This window comes from Variovorax sp. 05T418, from assembly GCF_056396385.1.
This window is the reverse complement of record NZ_JBFTLJ010000015.1, coordinates 91,090-109,330: the sequence shown is the minus strand read 5'-3', so window position 1 is coordinate 109,330 and position 18,241 is coordinate 91,090. Positions and strand designations below refer to the sequence as shown.

Here is an 18,241-nt window from a genome sequence, read left to right as displayed (position 1 = left end):
CGACGACCGCGCGCGGCCGCCGGGCACATGCGCTCGCCGAGGCGTGCACGCTTGCCCAACTGCGCTGGCTGTTCGCGCCTACCCCGGCAACAGCTTCCGCATGACTGCCTTGTCCGCATGGACAACCCCTGGCCGCATTGACATAGCTGCATTGCCACATCGCCTCTAGGTTCGCGCAGGCCTGCTTCCTAGACTTGCCGGCGCAATAACAACGAGGAGACACTATGAAGAATTGCCTTTCAAGCATCGTGGGCGCAGCTGCTCTTGCCTTTGTTGCGTCCGGCGCACAGGGCCAGTCCATCATCTACGGTCTGGTGGATGCGTGCGTGGCCCGATCGAACATCGACGGAGCGCATAGCACGCGTGTCGGGTCGGGCTGTCAAAGTGGCAGCCGGTTGGGATTTCGGGGCTCCGAGAACCTGGGCGGAGGTCTAACGGCCGGCTTCCAACTGGAGAACGGCTTCAACGTGGACGACGGCTCTTTTGGCCAAGGCGGCCGGATGTTCGGTCGCAAGGCCGTCCTCAGCCTATCCAGCACCACATTCGGCACTATCGAACTGGGCCGCGACTACGCGCCAACCTTCTATGCTCTGGCGCCGATCGATCCGACGGCCTTCGGCATCGGCACGGTCAGCAGCACCATGTGGACCGGCTCGAACCCTACCACCGTGGCGCGCAACGACAACGCCGTCAATTACATCTCCCCCGCGCTCGGCCCCGTCATCGTGCGTGTGCAATATTCATTCGGCGAACAGCCGGCCCCGGCGAGCTCCGGGGCCCGATCCACCCTGGGCTTCAACATGATCTACCGCAGTGGCGCGTGGCTGGCCAGCCTGGCGCATGCGCGCCACGCCAATGCCACCGACAGCGCACACGACCGCGCGTCGACCGCGGGGCTGAGCTACACCATCGGAGGACTCATCCTCTCGGGCGCGTTCCAGGCCGGGCGATGGGAGGGTAGCCGGACAGTCGCTGCTCCTTCCAGCGCGACCAGCATCTTCAGCCGCCACTACCGCAGTTACATGCTCGGTGCGTCGTACCAGGTCCTGCCGCTGCTGCGCGCACTGGTATCCATCAAGCACTACGACGACCGGACGGCCAGGGACTTCGATGCGCACCAGGTCACCGCAACGGCTATTTACGCTCTGTCAAAGCGCACCGACCTGTATGCGTCGTACAGCTGGCTGAAGAACGTAGCGAGCAGCAGCTACGACATCAGCGACGCCACGACCCGGTACAGCGGCGTGCGTGCCGGCGCCAACACTTCGTTGATCGCCATGGGCGTGCGCCACGTTTTTTGAAGGAAATGATCATGAATCCGCATCGGCGCTCCACACTGCGACTGGTCGCCGCGATGGCGGCAGGCGCCTTGCCCTTCGCTCGCGCGCAAGCGCAGCCTTTCCCCTCCAAGCTCATTCGTATCGTGGTGCCGCTGGCGCCCGGCGGTTCAGCCGACTCCATGGCCCGGCTGCTCGCCGCAGGCATCGCCCGGGTATTGGGGCAATCCGTGATCGTGGACAACAAACCGGGCGCGGGTGGGCTCAATGGCATGGCCGAAGTGGCCCGAGCTCCGCGCGATGGCTACACGCTCGGCTATTCGCTGGCGGGGGCGCTCACGGTGGCCAACCATATCGCGCTGAAGATGCCCTACGACCCGGCGAAGGACTTCGCACCCATCACGCAGGTGGTAGCAGTGCCAGAGATCATCGTCGTCAACCCGAAGCTCGGCGTGACCAGCCTGCAGCAGCTCGTCGCGCTGGCCAAGGCCAAGCCCGGTACGCTGAATTTCGGTTCCGCAGGTAACGCGACCATTCCTCACCTGGGCGGCGAGCTGTTCAAGCATGAAACAGGCATCGACATCGTGCACGTGCCCTACCGAGGCACCGGCCCGGCGCTGAACGATCTGTTGGCGGGGCAGGTGCAGATGATGTTGGCCGACGTCACCCTGGTGCGCGCGCACATTGAGGCGGGGCGGCTTCTGCCGTTGGCCGTGGCCGGACCGCGGCGCATTGCCGTGCTGCCGGCAGTGCCCACCACGGCTGAGGTTGGCTTGCCCGGCGTGCAGGTGTCGAACTGGCACACGCTGGTGGCGCCCGCAGGCACGCCCGCGGAGGTGGTGGCCCGCCTGCGCGATGCAGTGCAGCGAGCCATGGCATTGCCTGAAGTGCAAAGCCGGCTGACCCAGGAAGGAGCCGAAGCGGTAGTCGGAACGCCAGCGCAGACGCTCGCGTTCCTGGACAAGGAGCGCGCACGCTGGGGTACGCTGGTCAAAAAACTCGGCATCCGCTGGGATTGAAGCGCTTCGCGTATGGCGTGCTGGCGCTGCGACAGTAAACAGGGCGTATCGGTTCAGCCCGATGCTCCTTCCGCGATGCGCCGCCAAGAATCCATCTTGCCAACTTTTTCGCATCGCCAGTATTGGCCTGCGGCTGACCGGGCACCGGTGTCGCGCCCCAGTCTCCGTACTAACGTACCAGCCTTGGATATGGCCTGCCTGCAGCACGGCGAAATCGGCACATTCTTGTAGCGTTGGGATATCGCGAAAAGAAGGGCCTACTAACTTGGTATGCGACCCTCGCTTAGAAAGTCGGGCAGCAAAGGGCCAGGCTCAACCTCAACGGAGGCCATTAGCTCGCATCGGACCAACGCTCAGACGGGGGGCGCCTCCAGTGTCTTGCGAAACTCGACGGCCTCCTTCATCAACCACTCCGCCAGCGCGCGCGCGGGCTGGTTTCGCGCAGCTCGCTTAGCAAAAATCAGGTGATATCCGGCGGCAAGCGGCGCATGCCGTGGCCAGGCTTCCACCAGGCGGCCCTCCCGCACATCGTTGTCGACCAGCACGACATGACCGATGGCGATGCCGAGACCCGCAACGGCCGCAGTGAGCGTTGCCTCGGTGTCCTGCAACTTCATGCTTCGGGCGCTCGACAAGCCTGCCGCGTCGGAGGCTGCGAGCCATCGAGACCACTTGCTGCTTCGCAGGGAGTCATGCAGCCACGGGAACCGGTCCAAGTCACCGATGCGCGCGAGCGCTTGGCCTTTCAGCAGCCGGGGTGAAGCTACCGGAACCAGGCTGTCATGCATCAGCAGCTGTGCGCCGGGCCAGGAACCGTCGCCGTAGTGGATCGCGAGATCGAACCGTTCCTTGCGGAAGTCGGCGTCCCAGATCGACGTGGCGAGCTCGATCTCGACGTCGATGCGTGCGAGGTGCAGCCGCGCCAGCCGCGGGATGAGCCAGCGCGAAGCGAACGACGGCATGGCCAGCACCTTGACCGTCGGTCGTTCGCCGCCGCTCGCGATTCGCATCGCGCCGTGATCCAGCTCATCGAGCGCGCGATTGACTGTCTCGAGATACAGCTCGCCCGCGGCGGTGAGTTGCACGCTGCGATGGCCGCGCAGCACCAGCGTCTGCTGCAAGCCTTCTTCCAGGGAGGCCATGTACCGGCTGATCGCCGATTGGGCGCAGCCGAGATCGCGAGCCGCGGCGGTGAAGCTGCCGCAGCGCGCCACGGCGCGGAACACGCGCAATGCTGTGATCGAGATTTCACTCATGTGTCATGCAAAAAATGGATGGCATGAGATGACCAAAGCGCATTATCCGAGCCGCCTTTCCCATGCCTAATTGCCCATTCTCTGACAAAGCTGCAGGAGCTCCCATGTTGAAAGTGCATGTGCCACCGGACATCTTCACGCCCATCGGCCCCTACGCCCAGGCCATCGAGGCCTCCTCGGTGGAGCGGCTGCTTTTCATCAGCGGCACGATGGGACTTGAGCCCGACGGCCGCTTGGCGGGCGACTTCGAGGCTCAAGCCACCCGCGTCTGGTCCAACATCGACGCCACGCTGAAGGCGGCCGGAATGGAGCGTACGAACCTCGCCAAGCTCACCATCTGGCTGGCGAACCGGGAGGACTGGCGTCTGGGTGCCGAGATCCGTCAACGCTACCTTGGCGACCACAAGGTGGCGATGTCGGTGGTGCAGGCCGGGCTGGTCGATTCGAGTTGGCTGATCGAAGTCGATGCGATTGCGGTGGCCTGAGATGATGAACTTCGAACTCAACGGCCAGCGGACCGAACTCGACCTGCCCGGCGACATGCCGCTCCTTTGGGCACTGCGCGACGTAATCGGCCTGACCGGGACCAAGTTCGGCTGCGGCATGGCGCTGTGCGGCGCATGCACGGTGCATCTGGACGGCGTGGCCGTCCGCGCCTGCCAGACACCGTTGTCGGCGATCAGCGGCAAGCGCGTCACCACCATCGAGGGGATAGGGCAGACGGCGCTGGGCCGCAGCGTGCAGAAGGCCTGGCTCGACGAAGAGGTGGTGCAGTGCGGCTACTGCCAGTCGGGCCAGATCATGTCGGCCTGCGCGCTGCTGAAGCAAACGCCCAAGCCCAACGACGGCGAGATCGACTCGGCGATGTCCGGCAACATCTGCCGCTGCGGCACCTACTCGCGCATCCGCGTGGCCATCCATCGCGCGGCCGATGCCGGGGGCAAGGCATGAACGCTTCCTCGCACGATGTGTCCCGGCGGGTCTTCCTGGTTGCCGGCGGATCGCTCGCACTTGGCGTCGCATTCAACGGTGCGGGCGCACGGGCCGCCACCGAGAAGCGCGCTGCGTTCGAGCCGAATGCGTTCATCCGGATCGATGCCGACGACACCATCACGCTGACCATGCCCCGTGTGGAGATGGGCCAGGGAACCTACACGGCCCTGTCGATGCTGATCGCCGAAGAACTCGAGATCCCGCTCGCCCGCGTCAAGCTCGCCCATGCGCCGCCCGATGCGTCCCGTTATGGCAACCCCCGAGCCGGCGGCGCGCAGATCACCGGGGGCTCGAACTCCGTTCAGGGTGCTTGGGAGCCGCTCCGGACGGCAGGCGCCATGGCGCGTGTCATGCTCGTCGAGGCGGCCGCGCAGGAATGGCGTGTTGCGGCGGCCGAGTGCAGCGCGCACGACGGTGTCGTGATCCACGCGCCCAGCGGCCGGCAACTCGCCTACGGGCAACTGAGCCAGCGGGCGGCCGGCTTGCCGTTGCCGCAGCAAGTCACCCTCAAGGCACCGGAAGCCTTCAAGCTCATCGGGCGTCCGGTCAAGCGGCTCGATGCCGCGGAAAAGATCGATGGTCGCGCGCGTTACGGCATCGACGCGAGGCTGCCGAAGATGCGCTATGCCGCTGTTGCGGCAAGCCCTGCTTCAGGCGGCAAGCTGGTGAGCGTGGACGATCGCGCGGCATTGGCCTTGCCCGGGGTACGCCAGGTGGTGCGCATCGACAACGCCGTGGCGGTGATCGGAGACCATTCATGGGCTGCAAAGCAGGGACTTGCAGCGTTGAAAGTCGTCTGGGACGACGGGCCGGCGGCGAGCATGTCGACGGCCGGGATCCGCAAGAAGCTGGAGGATGGTCTCGCACGGCAAGATGGCGCTGTGGCGCGTGCGCAGGGTGATGCCGACGCGGCGCTGCGCGGCGCGGCCAAGCGGCTCACGGCCATCTACCATTCGCCGTTTCTCGCCCATGCGGCGATGGAACCGATCAACTGCACCGTGGACCTTCGCGCGGATGGCTGCGACGTCTGGGTGAGCACGCAGGCACCGACACGCGCCCGCGACCTCGCGGCGCGCGCATCGGGACTCGCAGCCGACAAGGTCCGCATCCACAACCACCTGATAGGCGGCGGATTCGGGCGCAGGCTCGAAGCCGACTACGTCGAGCAATCGGTGGCCTTGTCGCGGAACGTACAAGGGCCGGTCCAGTTCATCTGGTCGCGAGAAGAAGACATTCAGCACGACATTCTGAGGCCGGCCTATGTCGACCAGCTCAGTGCGGCGATCGATGCACAAGGTCGCCCGACCGCCATCACGCACCGGGTGGTCGGCTCGTCGATCATGGCTCGCGTCGCGCCGGGCCTGTTTCGCAATGGACTGGATCACGACGCGGTCGAGGCTGGTTTGGGTCCCTATGAATGGCCCGCTTCCAGGCTGGACTATGTGCGCGAGGAGCCGGGGGGCGGCATGGTCACAGGTTGGTGGCGCGGCGTGGGGCCCACGCACAACTGCTTCGTGGTGGAAAGCTTCGTGGACGAACTGGCCTCGATGGCCAACAAGGATCCCGTGGCCTTCCGCCTGGCGCTGCTGCCCGAGCGTTCGCGTGCTCGGGCGGTTCTGGAACTGGCGGTCCAGAAGGCGGGCTGGGATGCGCCCTTGCGCCCCGCGGCGGCGAAAGGCGCCAAGCGTGGCCGCGGAGTTGCGGTGCTGGCCGCGTTCGGCAGCTACCTGGCCCAGGTGGCCGAGGTGACGGTCGATGCATCTGGCGACATCGTTGTCGACCGCGTCGTATGTGCGGTGGACTGCGGCATGGTCGTCAATCCTGACACGGTCGAGGCGCAGGTGGAAGGGGGCATCCATTTCGGCGTCAGCGCGGCCTTGTGGGGCGAGATCACCATCAAGGCCGGCCGTGTCGAGCAAAGCAACTTCCATGACTATCGGGTCTTGCGGTTGTCGGAGGCGCCGAAGGTGGAGGTCCATATCGTGCCGAGCCGGGAAGCGCCGGGTGGCATTGGCGAACCCGGTACGTCGGTTGTGCTGGCAGCTTTGGCGAACGCCGTGTCTGCCGCCACCGGTCAACGGCTGCGCAGCCTGCCTCTGCGCTCCAACTCCGCTTGAGATGACATTCCTTCCTTTCAATATTCTGAAGATGCCTCTGCCCTCCATCGCGATCCGGCGCCGATCTGCGGCGCAACGAACCAAGCATCTGCTTTTGTTTCCGTTGCTTTCCCTTGTCCTGTGCGTACCTGCGACAGCCGATCAGGGATTGGCTACAGCCAAAGCCTGCATGGCCTGCCATGACGTCGGCAAGAAGCTTGTCGGGCCGTCTTTCAGAGACATCGCAGGGCGCTACAAGGGGCAAGTCGGTGCCGCCGATGCCTTGGCGGGGAAGATCATGAAGGGCAGCGCCGGCGCTTGGGGCAGCGTGCCGATGCCTGCCAATGCACAAGTCAATGCCGAGGAGGCTAAGAGGCTTGCGACCTGGCTATTGGGCGATCTCTAGTCTTACTGTGTTAAATATTTAGGGCTCGTTGGTGCCGAAGACAACAGGGACATCGGGGCAGGTTACGAGCCAGCAGTGCGCCGATACGCAATCGCAAGCTCGTGATGGAGGATGGAACGTGGCGCTGCGCCCTCTGGGCTTCCCCGAGGTTTGTAATGCGTGGGTAGGGCAGGCTCTTGGCGTGCGGAGTTTTTTTTACCCCCGACCTCGTCGGGGTGCTGCAGCCGCTGCGCCAGCAGGAAGCCGTAGGCGGCAATGCTGAGACTGGCGTGATGATGAAAGCCGCGCCAGCCCCGGCCTTCGTACTGTCCGAGGCCCAGGTCCTGCTTGAGATCCTGGTAGTCGCGCTCGATGCGCCAGCGCATCTTGGCCTCGTAGACCATGCGCTCCAGCGACGTGTCCTCGGGCAGCGTGGACAACCAGTACTTCAGCGGCTCTTCGTGGCCCTCGGGCCACTCGATCAGCAGCCATTGCGGCTCGCGCAGTTCGCTGCGCTGCTGGTCGCGGTGCGCTGCACGGACCCGCACGCGCGTGAAGTGCGAGCGCAGCGCGGCGTTCGTGCCCTCGCGCCAGGTCACTTCTTGCCAGTCGTCGGGCTCGATGTCGAAGGCCACGTCCTTGACCGTGCGGGGCCGGTGCTCGGGGGCGGTGGCGTCGCCGCGGCGCAGCCGTCGTGGCACGCGGCCCCTGCCGCTGTAAGGCTTGGGCGGCAGGGGTTCGTGCCCGGGCGGCCATACCGTGACGCTGCCCGTCACCCCCACGACGTAGCGCAATCCAAGCTCGTCCAGGCGTTCGCGAAACGCCGTGTCCACGCCATAGCCCGCGTCGGCCAGCACGCAGTGCCTCGGCGCCCCCTGGGCCATCAGGTGTTCGATCTGCTGCACCGCGATTTGCGGCTTGGTGGCGAACTCGATCGCCTCGGGCACGCCGGCCTTCTCGCGTCTGGCCTCGTCGTCGACCCACTCCTGGGGAAGGTACAGCTGCCACGCCACCGGAATGCTGGCCGCCGCGCAGGCCAGCGACACGCTCACTGCCACCTGACAGTTGTCCTGCTTGCCCAGCATCCCGCAGTATTGGCGCGCAACGCCCACCGAGTGCCGCCCCTGCTTGGGAAAGCCCGTGTCATCGATGATCCACCAACCGCCGTCGCTGAAATCCATCAACGGCACAACCCACTGGCATATCCCCAGCAGCATGCGCTCGTCCGACCAGTTCGCGTCGGCCACGAAGTGGTGCAGCGACTGGTGGCGCGAACGCACATTCAGCGGGTCCATATACGCCGCCATCGGCTCCACGCTCTTGCGCTGCAGCGGCGACATCAGCCCCGTGGTGTACCCGCGCAGCCCGGCGTGCCGATCTGAATGTCCCAGGCCTTCGCTCAGATGGGCCATGTACCGCTCGAATTCCTGCAAGTCTTCCATCAAAGTTCGCCCTTCTCCTGAAGAAGTGCGCATAATGCCTTGATTTCACTCAAATTACTAACACAGTAAGACTAGGGAACGTTAGATGAAATCGTAAATTGGCTTGCCGGCGAAGGTGCGTGTTTGGCCCGTCGCGCTCGCAGGCTTGTCTCACTGGGAATCCCATGCGTTTGAGAGCCTCTGTGGCCCATTCACGCTGTCTGCGGGCGCCCCTGCCCCATCATCGCAATCAGTTTCCTTCTGATCATCCCAGGTTCGAGAGCGCAAGCAGCGTGATCACATGCGCCGTGTTCTTGGCCAGCCCTTTGAACCTCACCTTCGCGAGGCCGGACTGCCGCTTGATCACGCGGAACGGGTGCTCCACCTTCGCCCGGATGCGGGCCTTATGGAACTCCTGCTTGCGCGCTCTGATCTTGACCCGGCCCTCTGGCATCCTTGCCATGTCGCTGGGTCGGCCTGCAATGTTCCATTGCACGTCCCGCTTTACTCGGCTCTGTGCTCCCCGATAGCCCGAGTCTGCCCACCCTGCATCTTCTTTGCCGTGCACCAGGCCGCTCACCTGTTCCACGTCCGCCTCGCTGGCCGCAGTGGTCATCACCGTGTGTGCACCAGCCCCGAATCGGCATCCACGCCGATGTGCGCCTTCATCCCGAAGTGCCACTGGTTGCCCTTCTTCGTCTGGTGCATCTCAGGGCCCCGTTCGCCGCTCTCGTTCTTGGTCGAACTGGGCGCCGCGATGATCGTGGCGTCCACGATGGAGCCTCTCTTCAGAAGCAATCCCTTCTTGACCAGGGAGGCGTTGACCTGCTTAAAGATGTCCTCGGCCAGATCGCTAGCCTCCAGCAAGTGACGGAAGTTCAGGATAGGTCGCCGTCGTCGCAGTGCGGTGCGGTGTCAGGCATGCGTGCTGCCACCGCCATACGCCGATTCAGCTATGCACGGCGCCAGTGACCGAATAGCAGCCTTGCCGCCGAGCGCATGGCAGAGCTCGCGCCGCTCCCTAGACTACTAGGCGAAGGAGACAACCAAATGAGAACTTCAGAAAAAGTTGCGTCGCACGGCCGCCGATCATGGCTTGCGGCGCTGGGCGCCCTCTCGCTGCTGTCTGCCTGCGCGCATCGTGGGGGCGGGATGATGGCACGCCGGCGCGAGCTGCTGCGCGAGGGGGACGTTCAGTTGGATGTGATCGTCGAAGGCACGGGACCGACATTGGTGTTACTGCCGTCGTCGCAGCGCGATTCTGAGGATTACGACGAACTCGCGCATCTGCTTGCGACGAAGGGTTTCAAGGTGCTTCGCCCGCAGCCGCGTGGAATGGGCGCAAGCCGCGGCCAGATGCAAGAGCTGAGCCTGGATGCGCTGGCCGGCGATGTAGCGCTCGCGGTGCGGCGCCTCGGAGACGGCCGCGCCGTGATCGTGGGGCACGCTTACGGCCACTTCGTGGCGCGCGTGGCCGACCTTAGGTACCCAGAGCTCGTTCGCGGCGTGGTAGTGCTCGCAGCCGCGGCCCGTACATTTCCGCCAGGGGTACAACCGTCCCTGCTCGTCGCCGCCAATCCCACGCAACCCCGCGACGCGCGCCTGGCCGCACTGCGTCACGCCTTCTTCGCCCCAGGGAATGATCCCACCCCATGGCTGGAGGGCTGGTATCCAGAACTGTCTGCCGCGTACCGCGACGCGCAGACCCGCCCGCCCAAGGACCAATGGTGGCCCGTCAGCCATTCGACCATCTTGGACCTGCAGGGCGCCGACGATCCCTGGCGGCCGCCGGCGACCCGGAACGAGTTGAAGGCGGTGTTGGGCGACAAGGTGACCGTACAGGTCATCCCGCGCGCCAGCCACGCGATGGTACCGGAGCAGCCGCATGCGGTGGCGGAAGCGGTCGCGAGGTGGGCCGGCGGACTGCCGCCGTGACCAAGGGTTAAAGGGATCACGAGCAGCGCAATTGAGGTCAACGGCCAGCGTGTTGGATTCCACCGATCTCTGGCTCGAGATTGGAGTGAACCCCATCGACTGGACCACCGGGGTCATCAGAACTAAGCCGCCTGCTGAGTGAACTGGGATTCGAATTCGTTGGGTGGGCGGTAATCGAGCGCCGAGTGCAGCCGCTTGGCGTTGTAGACCTCTTCGATGAACCACGGCAGCCGCGTTCCCACGTCTGCGAAGGTCTCGTACGGCACTTTGCATCCCGTTGTGGGCTGGTTGCACCGCTATAAGTCTCCCGCTCCGCGGCTGCCACCTAGAGTGAGGACGGACATGAACCCGCACGGCGTCGTGCTGGCGAAAACTGAAGGGCCGCGACGAGATTCAGGTGTTGCCCGATTGCGTCCATGGGCCACGGTGCAGCCGTTCTAGAGCGGCGTGAGGCGCACCGTTGCGCCGACACCGCCGGGCTTGCCATAGAGCCGCTGGCGCACCACGCGCGCTGAGAACTTCGTGCCCGCGATCACGGCCATTACAGACCATGCAGGTGTGGCGTAGGGGCCGGTCTCATCTTCGAAAGCGACAACCTCCGGGTGCCGCAAGATGATGTCTGCAAAGGCTGCGCTGTCGAAGTCACAGGCCGTGATCGTGAGGACCTTGGCTTCGTGGTCGAAGTGTTCTGCGAAGAGGAAGTCCGGCACTCTGCTGCCCGTGTGCTTGTAGCGTCTGGTCGCGTCGTCGATGGTCATGCTTTTTTGCGCTCTAGGCCCTCGGGCGCGAGGGTGTCAGATTTGCGGATATTGCGATGCCGCCGGTTCAGCCGGATGGCCTGAATCCCTGGCGTTGCGGCCAGTTCACGGATCTGCTCGGCGGTAGCCTTTACCACATAGGCGCCCGCGAGATCGTTTCGGCGGGCTAAGCGATCAAGACCGAGGCGTCTCAAGGCCAACCCGATCTGCTCCATGGCCACTGCCGCGGCATCGCCGACCTGCGGGACACGCCGCTTGCGAAAGTCCGCCGCGGGCGGAGGCAGCATCTCCCGGGGAGAGGTGATCGCTTTCCCTCCAGCACGCGAAGGTGCACGCACCGTGGGCCTTGCGGACTCGATGATGACCGACCGTGTCTCGCCGCCCTGGCTTTCGTGCAGGAAAGCGACGAGCTCGGCGCCCCGGATTGCGGCAATCCGGATCTCACCCTTGGTAAGAGAAGCGGCGTCGATCACAGGTCCACCACCCACCCAGGATCGAAGTCCTTGTTCTCGAACTCCCCGTGCCAGTTCATGTACCCCCGCGGGTTGCACACCACCCGGCAGCCGCCCACCTGATAGTCGAAGCTGTCGTGCGTGTGCCCATGCACCCACAGCACGGGCGCATCGAAGAACTCGGCCGGCATTTCGCTGACGAAGCCACCCGAAGCCCAGTCCTCGGCGAACCGCGGCGCGAGAGATCCGCGATGCGGCGCATGGTGGGTCACCACCACTGTGCGACCGTCGCACGGCTCGGCGAGCTTGCGGCGCAGCCAGGCGCGGTGCCGGCGGTGGATCAGCAAGGTGTCCATCGGCATCAGGCGCCGCGTGCCCCGCGAATTCGAGGTGCGCGGGTCGTCCACGCGGATGGCGGCGTAGTCGGCCAGGTAGCGCGTGCACGCCTCCATCGACCGGTGCCGGTCCGACAGCTGGCGCACCGGCTGCCCCGCAAAACCCGGGTCGTCGATGGGCAGGCCGAAGTCGGTCCACAGCGTGCAGCCCAGGAAGCGCACGCCCGCGATCACGACCTCATCGCCGTCGAGGAAATGGATGCCGTGCGCTTGTGCCTGGCGGCGCATCTCCGCCAGCTCCTGGCCCATCACAGACTCGTAGTACTCGTGGTTGCCTGCGATCTGCACGATCGGCTTGTCACCGAAGCGGGCCGGGTCTCGCAGCCAGCGTGCAGCGACCCGCCCGGGCGCCACGATGTCGCCGGCCAGGATGGCCACGTCGTAGTCCAGACCCTGCGGCACCTCGAAGGACTCGAACTCGGCATGCAGGTCGGACAAGATGAACAGCTTCATGGTCGCCAGTCGTCCTCGGGCGGTGGCACGTCGATGATCAGGGCCGGATCGAACGCTTGGTTCTCGATCCGACCGCTCATGCGGCGTACGTACCCCCGCGGGTTGCACACCACCCGGCAGCCACGGACTCGGTAGTCGAAGCTCTGGTGGGTGTGGCCATGCACCCAGAGCACAGGCACCTCGAAGAAGTCGTGGGGCAGCTCGCTCACGAACGCGCCCGACACCCAGTCGTCGGCATACTGCGCCGAGAGCGAACCGCGGTGCGGCGCATGGTGCGTCACCACCACTGTTCGACCGTCGAACGGTTCAGCGAGCTTCGCCTGCAGCCATGCCCGCTGGGCCTGGTGGATCTGCAGCGTGTCGGCCGCCTGGAGCGGCCTGCCCAGTATGTCCCCCCAGGTGTTGGGCTCGGACGTGTCGTCGACCGTGCGGATCAGCGCGTAGTCGTTCAGCACGCTGGTCGCCTGCTTCATCGCCCATGGGACGTCGCTGACCCGCCCTTCGGGTGCCTCAATCGCGAGCGCGAAATCGGTCCAGAGCGTCGCGCCGAGGAAGCGCACGCCATCGATCACGAGCTCGTCGCCGTCGAGCAGGTGCACATGGCTGCCTTCGGAGGTGGTGCGCGCAGCGGCCAGCGTCGTGCCCAGCCGGCCGCCGTAGTACTCGTGATTGCCGGGCACGTAGATCACGCGTTTGCCGGGAAGGCGCGTCATCGCCCACTCGATGGCCCGCTTGGCCGGCGAATGGATGTCGCCGGCGAGGATGACGAGGTCGAACTCGAGATCAGGCACCGGCTTGAAAGGTGCGAACTCGAGATGCAGGTCGGAGAGGATCAATAGCTTCACGAGTGGGTCCTTTCGAAGTGGGCGCGCAAGGCAGCGCAGGCTTCGGCGTCGAAGCCCACGAAGGACCCGCAGACCACCAGCCGGTCATTGTGGCGGTCGAATTGCCACTCGGCGTCGTCGAGCGCGACCCAGGGTTCGCCGGAGGCGCCGTGGGCCTGCAGCCAGGAGAGGATTTCGCCTTCGCGGTGCGCGAATGAATGGGGAGCGCCGGCACCGCGCGGCGGCGTGACGCCGAGAATCCGGGGATGAATGTCCGAAAAGAACGAGGCTTCGATCGGGCGCCGCGGGTCCCAGATCTTGCTGCGGAAGATGCCGCCCAGTCCCGCCACCCGGTAGCCAGCGATGGAAACGATGCGGCCATGCAGGTTGCGATCCGCGAGCTCCGATCCCCACAGGTGGTCGTAGTCGGCGTCGGCATCGGTGTCGTGGTTGCCGTGGATAAACCAGACTCCGGTGCGATCCAAGATCGGCTGCAGCTCGACGTGCAGTGGCTGGCGAGGCTGGAGATCGCCGAGCAGGACGATTGCCTCGGGCCGGTAGCCCTCGACCGCGGCGATCACCGGCTCGAAGTCTCCGTGCGGATCGCCGAAGAACATCAGCTTGGGCGCCGACGGCTCGGGCATCAGATCGATATGTGCGGTGTCGTCCATCGGTCAACGATCAGCTCAAGGCTGCTCACCCCACAAACCCGGTCTGGTAGGACGCCAGTAGATCGAGCACGTCGGCGGCCCGGCCTTCAGCCACCAGCGCTTCAGCCGTCTTGTGATCAAACGCGGCGAGCGACTCATTCCTGTACCAGAAGATGGCGGGCTGGAGGTCGCCTCCCGATGTCTTCATCACGGCAGCAAGTACTTGCAAGGTCGCGCGGATATGCGACTGGATGTTTTGTGCCGTGGGCGAACGAGTGATCGTGCTTCGATGGACGTGCGCGTTGATAGCGAAGGCATCAAGATCCAGGTCCACCATCTCGATGAACTTCGTCGGTGACAGGGCTTGGCGCCCGTCGATCACGTCGAAGATCTGTCGGGCGAGATCGAGCACCAGTGGCAGCTCCGCTGCTGCTGCTAGCGGTTGATTGGGTGTGACGTTGGGCACGGCTCTCAAAACTTGTCCAACGCGCGCTGAATGCCCTGCGCTACAGCGCTGAACATGGGCAGCGGCAACTTCTCGTAGAAGCGAACCGTCGTTCCGGATTTTGCGTCCTGCAAGACTTCTCCGATTCGTCGACCACCGAGGCAAAGGGTCGATGTCTCCGGATTGGCATTGAACCTCCGATTTCCGGCTGCTGAATCTGTCGCAGTGAGCGCCGCAAAGATCTCGGACGGAGTCATCCGCGGATTTCCCTTCAGACGCGTGCGGGCCTGTTCGAGACCGACCTGCAATCCTTCGGAGGCTAGTTTGGTCAGCGGCGCGGCCCAACGGGTTTGTAAGTCCATAGGGGAGGCAAACAAAACAACAATTTCGTCGGGGAGCCGTGCAAGCGCGACGGCACGGCTGACGGTCGCAGTATTGCAGCCCAAGGTCTCGGCCAGCTGGCGCATGGACGGAAAAAGTCCTTCCTGCAGCGCTCGGTCGTACATGACCCCTTGCTCCCAAGGCGACAGATCCTCCCGCTGCCGATTCTCCCGATCCATCTGCGCGAACAGCTGGGCATCCGAAAGATCTTCGATCAGCGTCAGCACCGGAAGTCCGAGTTCGAGGCAGGCTCGGTGCCGCCGATGGCCGTAGACGATCTCATACTGTTGCGCAGGTGCTGCCGCCTCTGTTGCTCCGGGCAACACGGCTCGCGGAGACCCCACTGGAATCGGGCGGACCTTGATCGGCTGGACATTTCCTCCCGAGGAACGGATCTCCTCCTTCAGGGCCACGTACTCCTGTGACAAGAATGCGCTGGAGTGACGGTTCGCCCAGCTTGAAGCATGCACACAGGAGGCATCCAGGGTCCGAACAGGCAATGCGCCATTGAGCCTGTTGGCCGCCGCCACAAGCGCGTCACGTTCCTGCCGTGCTTGCTCGGGCAAGTCGAACATGTAGCGGACGATGCCGCTGCGCCCGCGCGACGTGGGAGGTTCCTCGTTCTCAGCACTTGCCAGTGCGGCAATCGCCGCTTCCGTCTTCTCCCAAGTCCGTTTGCGCATCTGTTTCCTTGCTTGTAGCGACGCGCCTCTGATCAGTGGCGTACCGGGCTTCTTGCGGCTCTCGTCTTGAAAAAATGCTAGCAAAGAAACATCCACGGTGTTCGTGAATTTCACTCCCGGCGGAACTGGGTACGAGCTGAAGCCCGCTCACGGCATTCACGAGGGGGCAATCATCGACGGGCCTGTCGAACACGCATTTTTGCGTCGATCAGCTATGCGATTTTCGCATATCCGATATTCGAATTCAGCCTCAGGGTCACAAGGAAGTGGCCCATGCAAAAAACAATCTACAGCCGGGAAAGTCGGCTCGTTCTCAAGCTGTTAAAAGAATTCAGAGTGGCGCGGGGTCTGACGCAGGCGGAACTCGCCAAGAGGACCAAGATGCTCCAGAGCGATGTTTCCAAGGTCGAAACAGGCATTCGGCGAGTCGACTTCGTCGAGCTTCGACATTGGCTGATCGCGTTGGACTTGGACTTGGCCACATTCGTGGCCGAGTTTGAAGCGCGGCTCCCTGAGGTCGCTTCGGTTCGAAAAAGCTAACCCCGCTTCAGAGCATCGGTGCTTGAGCCGCGAATGTGAATACTCCCGTGCCTCCCCTTTTGACCGGCAAAGTTATCCACATTCGCTGACCCAAAAATTTCCGAATCACACTAAAGTATAAAAATTCATCTTTCCGATGCTCATGAGCACCGGACATGGCGACCATGGGGCCGGATTGAGTGATCAGATGCGCTGGAATACGCAGCCCAGCGCTTCTCGGCGATGCGATGCAGCTCTTCCTGTGCTTCGACCTGCTCGACTGCGCGAGCGACGGCATCGACGATGAAAGCATGGGAAGTTTTGCCTGCCAGGTCCGCAGCCGCGGAGATGCGATCTTCGCGATCGTCATCCAGACGAATGGTGGTTGTCGGCATGGTCAGACCTCGTACGTACATTGCAGCACGGTTGTGCTGCAAACCCTGCCTGGCACTTTCCGGTTTCTTCGGCGTGGCGCAGCCGGACCCGCGGCTTGTCCGCAAGGCCTCCTGACCCGAAGTCCTTGCCGGAAGTTCATGCGCTCACTCGGCGCACACGCGTGCCAGGCCGCGGTCCAGCCCGATCGCGAACAGCGGCGACAGCCCATGCGCGTCGACGTGCCGCGCGGCCGCATGCGCCAACCGCTCGCGGCAATCCGGCCGCTCGCGCAGCGACCGGATCGCGGCAAGTTCGTCGATGAACCGGGGGCGGAGCCGATCGAGCGCCGGACGGAGCTCGTTCCTCAGGTCTGCGCGAGGTTCCGCCGGCGCTCCTCCCTCGCGCCGCCAGCTCGCCATGAGCGCGAACTGGACGAGCTTGCTCGCTTCGATCTGGTCGGTGAAGAACGCGGTCGCCAGTTCTCCTGGCAAACCGCGCGCGCCCGCCGCTTGCGCAGCCGCCGCAACGACTTCCTGCTCGCGCGGATCGCCCGGCGGGTCCGCGACCGGCTGGCGGCTGTCCCATTTGGTCAGCGCCACCTGCCGGGACAGATCGAGCCGCGTCGCGCTTAGCGCCACGAGGGTCGAGAAGCCCTCGGACCGATCGGGCCCGGGGGCGTCCGAAGCACAAGCAAGCGTGGCCAGCGTGACGGCCATCGCGCCGGCCGCTCGGAAACAACGAATCGGAACGCGCATGTGCATCGGGAACCTCCGGAAGTCCAGGGACGTGGTCCGGGCTGCCGCCACCGGATCGACGAGGCAAAGCCTAGTGCGGGGACGATCGCGCGTCGCCTGTCAACATGCACAGTTGCGCCCAACCCGCCGGTCGCAGGACGACGTCGAAACTTCGGAGGCAAAGTCCTTGTGCGGCTATGAGGGCAGCACGGGGGGCCCATCTGCGAAGGAGGTGTTGTGACGCGTGTCCCACGCGCGGATCACAGTCGGCCAGCAGGTTGACATGGTGGCCCCATGGCCTCTGCCATTTCTCGCACAGCCTGTGCGAGTTCTGACTGGCTGGCGGCCGCCAGCGCCCGGGATCCCCGGCGGCGCGGCGTGTCGCGCCCGCCTTCTCGCACAAGCTGTGCGAGAAACTCCGGCGTGGTGTAGGTCTCGTGGAACTGGCGCATGCGCCAGAGGCTTGCAGCGGAAGACCCTGCCGTCCTTGCCAAGAAAGCCTTGAGGTCGCGCGCGAGCCGATCGACTACTGCTTCGCCCCATACGCGGCGTCTCTGCTGCTCACGGATGGCTTGCCCGATGTCCCAGTACAGGCCCACCAGTTCGCGGCCGACAGCCGCGCACCGTCGATGCGACGTTTCAAATCCGTAGCGAAGACCCAAATCGTAGCCTCGAGACGATCTGGCCGCGAAAGTGCCGGTCTGCGTGAATGCCGGGCTGCCCCCTGCCCAGCTCATAGCCGTTCTTTTCGCGCGCAAAAGTGCCGCCGCTCAGGCAAGCTGCGCACTGATGGAGGAAGCGGCATGCGCCAGAGTCGCCGGCAACCCGCCTGCAGTCTTGGCTTTTCCCTTAGCGCTTCGGCCACCGCACGCGCATACCACCGGCCATTCGAGCATCGCCGACAGGCATCTGTCGCGGCGCGGGCATGGGGAGATTCGGATTCAAACGCAAATCCGAACGGCAAGCCCGCTGTGGTCACGCTGGTCGTCGGCGGGCGCCGAGATTCAGCCCGAAGCGGGGCGCTTCCGATAGCTGGTTGGATGCTATTTCCCGTTTATCCCATATGCAGCTATCGTGACAGGTTGGACCGAAAGCTTGCGTGCCGGCCGACCACGGAGTCGGTACGGACACGCTGAAAAGTCCTTCCAACGCGCGGCCAATGCATCTCGACCTTCCAAGCGCCTGTGTGG

20 protein-coding genes and 2 pseudogenes are annotated in these 18,241 nt (G+C 64.6%); 8 read left to right on the top strand and 14 right to left on the bottom strand.

Features of this window, described 5'->3' with window-relative positions:
- The first annotated feature begins 224 nt into the window (after window positions 1–224).
- Both AC1DMS_RS25390 and AC1DMS_RS25385 read left to right on the top strand, forming a co-directional pair.
- Complete coding sequence (locus AC1DMS_RS25390) at window positions 225–1,301, top strand: porin (RefSeq protein ID WP_015865935.1); 1,077 nt, start codon at window positions 225–227, stop codon at window positions 1,299–1,301.
- A gap of 11 nt (window positions 1,302–1,312) precedes the next feature.
- A complete protein-coding gene (locus AC1DMS_RS25385; protein ID WP_015865936.1) occupies window positions 1,313–2,296 on the top strand; it encodes a Bug family tripartite tricarboxylate transporter substrate binding protein in 984 nt (327 codons plus the stop codon).
- 353 nt (window positions 2,297–2,649) lie between these two features.
- Here AC1DMS_RS25385 and AC1DMS_RS25380 read toward each other — a convergent pair whose 3' ends face one another.
- On the bottom strand, window positions 2,650–3,552 hold the full coding sequence (locus AC1DMS_RS25380) for a LysR substrate-binding domain-containing protein (RefSeq protein ID WP_015865937.1): 903 nt from the start codon (window positions 3,550–3,552) through the stop codon (window positions 2,650–2,652).
- 104 nt (window positions 3,553–3,656) lie between these two features.
- Here AC1DMS_RS25380 and AC1DMS_RS25375 point away from each other — a divergent pair, with 104 nt between their 5' ends.
- From AC1DMS_RS25375 to AC1DMS_RS25360, 4 genes are all read left to right on the top strand, one after another.
- Window positions 3,657–4,037 (top strand): RidA family protein, encoded by a 381-nt coding sequence (locus AC1DMS_RS25375; RefSeq protein WP_015865938.1) that lies wholly within the window; start codon window positions 3,657–3,659, stop codon window positions 4,035–4,037.
- Between the two features lies 1 nt (window position 4,038).
- Window positions 4,039–4,503, top strand: a complete 465-nt coding sequence (locus tag AC1DMS_RS25370) for a (2Fe-2S)-binding protein (protein ID WP_015865939.1) — start codon at window positions 4,039–4,041, stop codon at window positions 4,501–4,503.
- Window positions 4,500–6,662, top strand: a complete 2,163-nt coding sequence (locus AC1DMS_RS25365) for a xanthine dehydrogenase family protein molybdopterin-binding subunit (RefSeq protein WP_015865940.1) — start codon at window positions 4,500–4,502, stop codon at window positions 6,660–6,662. Before AC1DMS_RS25370 ends, AC1DMS_RS25365 begins: the two co-directional genes overlap by 4 nt.
- Window positions 6,663–6,765: 103 nt before the next feature.
- Window positions 6,766–7,047, top strand: coding sequence for a c-type cytochrome (locus AC1DMS_RS25360; RefSeq protein WP_015865941.1), 282 nt, complete (start codon window positions 6,766–6,768; stop codon window positions 7,045–7,047).
- Window positions 7,048–7,109: 62 nt separating this feature from the next.
- Here the strand turns inward: AC1DMS_RS25360 and AC1DMS_RS25355 are convergent, their stop codons facing one another.
- Complete coding sequence (locus tag AC1DMS_RS25355) at window positions 7,110–8,468, bottom strand: IS701 family transposase (RefSeq protein ID WP_478181945.1); 1,359 nt, start codon at window positions 8,466–8,468, stop codon at window positions 7,110–7,112.
- 191 nt (window positions 8,469–8,659) lie between these two features.
- A pseudogene (locus tag AC1DMS_RS25350) lies at window positions 8,660–9,332 on the bottom strand (IS5 family transposase); the annotation flags it as partial.
- A gap of 165 nt (window positions 9,333–9,497) precedes the next feature.
- Here AC1DMS_RS25350 and AC1DMS_RS25345 point away from each other — a divergent pair.
- Window positions 9,498–10,382 (top strand): alpha/beta fold hydrolase, encoded by an 885-nt coding sequence (locus AC1DMS_RS25345; protein ID WP_015865942.1) that lies wholly within the window; start codon window positions 9,498–9,500, stop codon window positions 10,380–10,382.
- 122 nt (window positions 10,383–10,504) lie between these two features.
- Here AC1DMS_RS25345 and AC1DMS_RS25340 read toward each other — a convergent pair.
- The 8 genes and pseudogenes from AC1DMS_RS25340 to AC1DMS_RS25305 all read right to left on the bottom strand — a co-directional run.
- Window positions 10,505–10,642: pseudogene (locus AC1DMS_RS25340) on the bottom strand (IS3 family transposase); the annotation flags it as partial.
- 177 nt (window positions 10,643–10,819) lie between these two features.
- The gene (locus AC1DMS_RS25335; RefSeq protein ID WP_015865943.1) at window positions 10,820–11,140 is read right to left on the bottom strand and encodes a hypothetical protein; all 321 of its coding nucleotides are present in this window, start codon (window positions 11,138–11,140) and stop codon (window positions 10,820–10,822) included.
- Window positions 11,137–11,613 (bottom strand): hypothetical protein, encoded by a 477-nt coding sequence (locus tag AC1DMS_RS25330; protein ID WP_041945801.1) that lies wholly within the window; start codon window positions 11,611–11,613, stop codon window positions 11,137–11,139. Before AC1DMS_RS25330 ends, AC1DMS_RS25335 begins: the two co-directional genes overlap by 4 nt.
- Complete coding sequence (locus tag AC1DMS_RS25325) at window positions 11,610–12,440, bottom strand: metallophosphoesterase (protein ID WP_015865945.1); 831 nt, start codon at window positions 12,438–12,440, stop codon at window positions 11,610–11,612. The genes AC1DMS_RS25330 and AC1DMS_RS25325 overlap by 4 nt, the downstream gene beginning before the upstream one ends.
- On the bottom strand, window positions 12,437–13,285 hold the full coding sequence (locus tag AC1DMS_RS25320) for a metallophosphoesterase (RefSeq protein WP_015865946.1): 849 nt from the start codon (window positions 13,283–13,285) through the stop codon (window positions 12,437–12,439). The genes AC1DMS_RS25325 and AC1DMS_RS25320 overlap by 4 nt, the downstream gene beginning before the upstream one ends.
- Window positions 13,282–13,935, bottom strand: coding sequence for a metallophosphoesterase family protein (locus AC1DMS_RS25315; protein WP_436042084.1), 654 nt, complete (start codon window positions 13,933–13,935; stop codon window positions 13,282–13,284). Before AC1DMS_RS25315 ends, AC1DMS_RS25320 begins: the two co-directional genes overlap by 4 nt.
- A 25-nt stretch (window positions 13,936–13,960) precedes the next feature.
- Window positions 13,961–14,380: a DUF2384 domain-containing protein gene (locus AC1DMS_RS25310; RefSeq protein WP_150106893.1), complete on the bottom strand. Its 420-nt coding sequence runs from the start codon at window positions 14,378–14,380 to the stop codon at window positions 13,961–13,963.
- Between the two features lie 5 nt (window positions 14,381–14,385).
- Window positions 14,386–15,537: a ParB/RepB/Spo0J family partition protein gene (locus tag AC1DMS_RS25305; RefSeq protein WP_150106894.1), complete on the bottom strand. Its 1,152-nt coding sequence runs from the start codon at window positions 15,535–15,537 to the stop codon at window positions 14,386–14,388.
- Window positions 15,538–15,696: 159 nt separating this feature from the next.
- Between AC1DMS_RS25305 and AC1DMS_RS25300 the strand changes: the two genes are divergently transcribed.
- Window positions 15,697–15,963, top strand: coding sequence for a helix-turn-helix domain-containing protein (locus AC1DMS_RS25300; RefSeq protein ID WP_015865950.1), 267 nt, complete (start codon window positions 15,697–15,699; stop codon window positions 15,961–15,963).
- A gap of 140 nt (window positions 15,964–16,103) precedes the next feature.
- Here AC1DMS_RS25300 and AC1DMS_RS25295 read toward each other — a convergent pair whose 3' ends face one another.
- The 3 genes from AC1DMS_RS25295 to AC1DMS_RS25285 form a co-directional block, all read right to left on the bottom strand.
- Window positions 16,104–16,337: a CopG family ribbon-helix-helix protein gene (locus AC1DMS_RS25295; protein WP_478081104.1), complete on the bottom strand. Its 234-nt coding sequence runs from the start codon at window positions 16,335–16,337 to the stop codon at window positions 16,104–16,106.
- Window positions 16,338–16,481: 144 nt separating this feature from the next.
- Window positions 16,482–17,033: a chorismate mutase gene (locus tag AC1DMS_RS25290; protein ID WP_041945873.1), complete on the bottom strand. Its 552-nt coding sequence runs from the start codon at window positions 17,031–17,033 to the stop codon at window positions 16,482–16,484.
- A gap of 278 nt (window positions 17,034–17,311) precedes the next feature.
- The gene (locus AC1DMS_RS25285; RefSeq protein WP_080515792.1) at window positions 17,312–17,788 is read right to left on the bottom strand and encodes a DUF1016 N-terminal domain-containing protein; all 477 of its coding nucleotides are present in this window, start codon (window positions 17,786–17,788) and stop codon (window positions 17,312–17,314) included.
- Window positions 17,789–18,241: the final 453 nt, after the last annotated feature.

What these genes read in the sequence shown, in the direction of transcription:
- AC1DMS_RS25355 (WP_478181945.1), bottom strand. Translation starts at nt 8,468, where the DNA reads ATGGAAGACTTGCAGGAATTCGAGCGGTACATGGCCCATCTGAGCGAA.
- AC1DMS_RS25385 (WP_015865936.1), top strand. Translation starts at nt 1,313, where the DNA reads ATGAATCCGCATCGGCGCTCCACACTGCGACTGGTCGCCGCGATGGCG.
- AC1DMS_RS25345 (WP_015865942.1), top strand. Translation starts at nt 9,498, where the DNA reads ATGAGAACTTCAGAAAAAGTTGCGTCGCACGGCCGCCGATCATGGCTT.
- AC1DMS_RS25290 (WP_041945873.1), bottom strand. Translation starts at nt 17,033, where the DNA reads ATGGCCGTCACGCTGGCCACGCTTGCTTGTGCTTCGGACGCCCCCGGG.
- AC1DMS_RS25390 (WP_015865935.1), top strand. Translation starts at nt 225, where the DNA reads ATGAAGAATTGCCTTTCAAGCATCGTGGGCGCAGCTGCTCTTGCCTTT.
- AC1DMS_RS25335 (WP_015865943.1), bottom strand. Translation starts at nt 11,140, where the DNA reads ATGACCATCGACGACGCGACCAGACGCTACAAGCACACGGGCAGCAGA.
- AC1DMS_RS25365 (WP_015865940.1), top strand. Translation starts at nt 4,500, where the DNA reads ATGAACGCTTCCTCGCACGATGTGTCCCGGCGGGTCTTCCTGGTTGCC.
- AC1DMS_RS25370 (WP_015865939.1), top strand. Translation starts at nt 4,039, where the DNA reads ATGATGAACTTCGAACTCAACGGCCAGCGGACCGAACTCGACCTGCCC.
- AC1DMS_RS25295 (WP_478081104.1), bottom strand. Translation starts at nt 16,337, where the DNA reads ATGCCGACAACCACCATTCGTCTGGATGACGATCGCGAAGATCGCATC.
- AC1DMS_RS25375 (WP_015865938.1), top strand. Translation starts at nt 3,657, where the DNA reads ATGTTGAAAGTGCATGTGCCACCGGACATCTTCACGCCCATCGGCCCC.
- AC1DMS_RS25325 (WP_015865945.1), bottom strand. Translation starts at nt 12,440, where the DNA reads ATGAAGCTGTTCATCTTGTCCGACCTGCATGCCGAGTTCGAGTCCTTC.
- AC1DMS_RS25380 (WP_015865937.1), bottom strand. Translation starts at nt 3,552, where the DNA reads ATGAGTGAAATCTCGATCACAGCATTGCGCGTGTTCCGCGCCGTGGCG.
- AC1DMS_RS25315 (WP_436042084.1), bottom strand. Translation starts at nt 13,935, where the DNA reads ATGGACGACACCGCACATATCGATCTGATGCCCGAGCCGTCGGCGCCC.
- AC1DMS_RS25285 (WP_080515792.1), bottom strand. Translation starts at nt 17,788, where the DNA reads ATGAGCTGGGCAGGGGGCAGCCCGGCATTCACGCAGACCGGCACTTTC.
- AC1DMS_RS25300 (WP_015865950.1), top strand. Translation starts at nt 15,697, where the DNA reads ATGCAAAAAACAATCTACAGCCGGGAAAGTCGGCTCGTTCTCAAGCTG.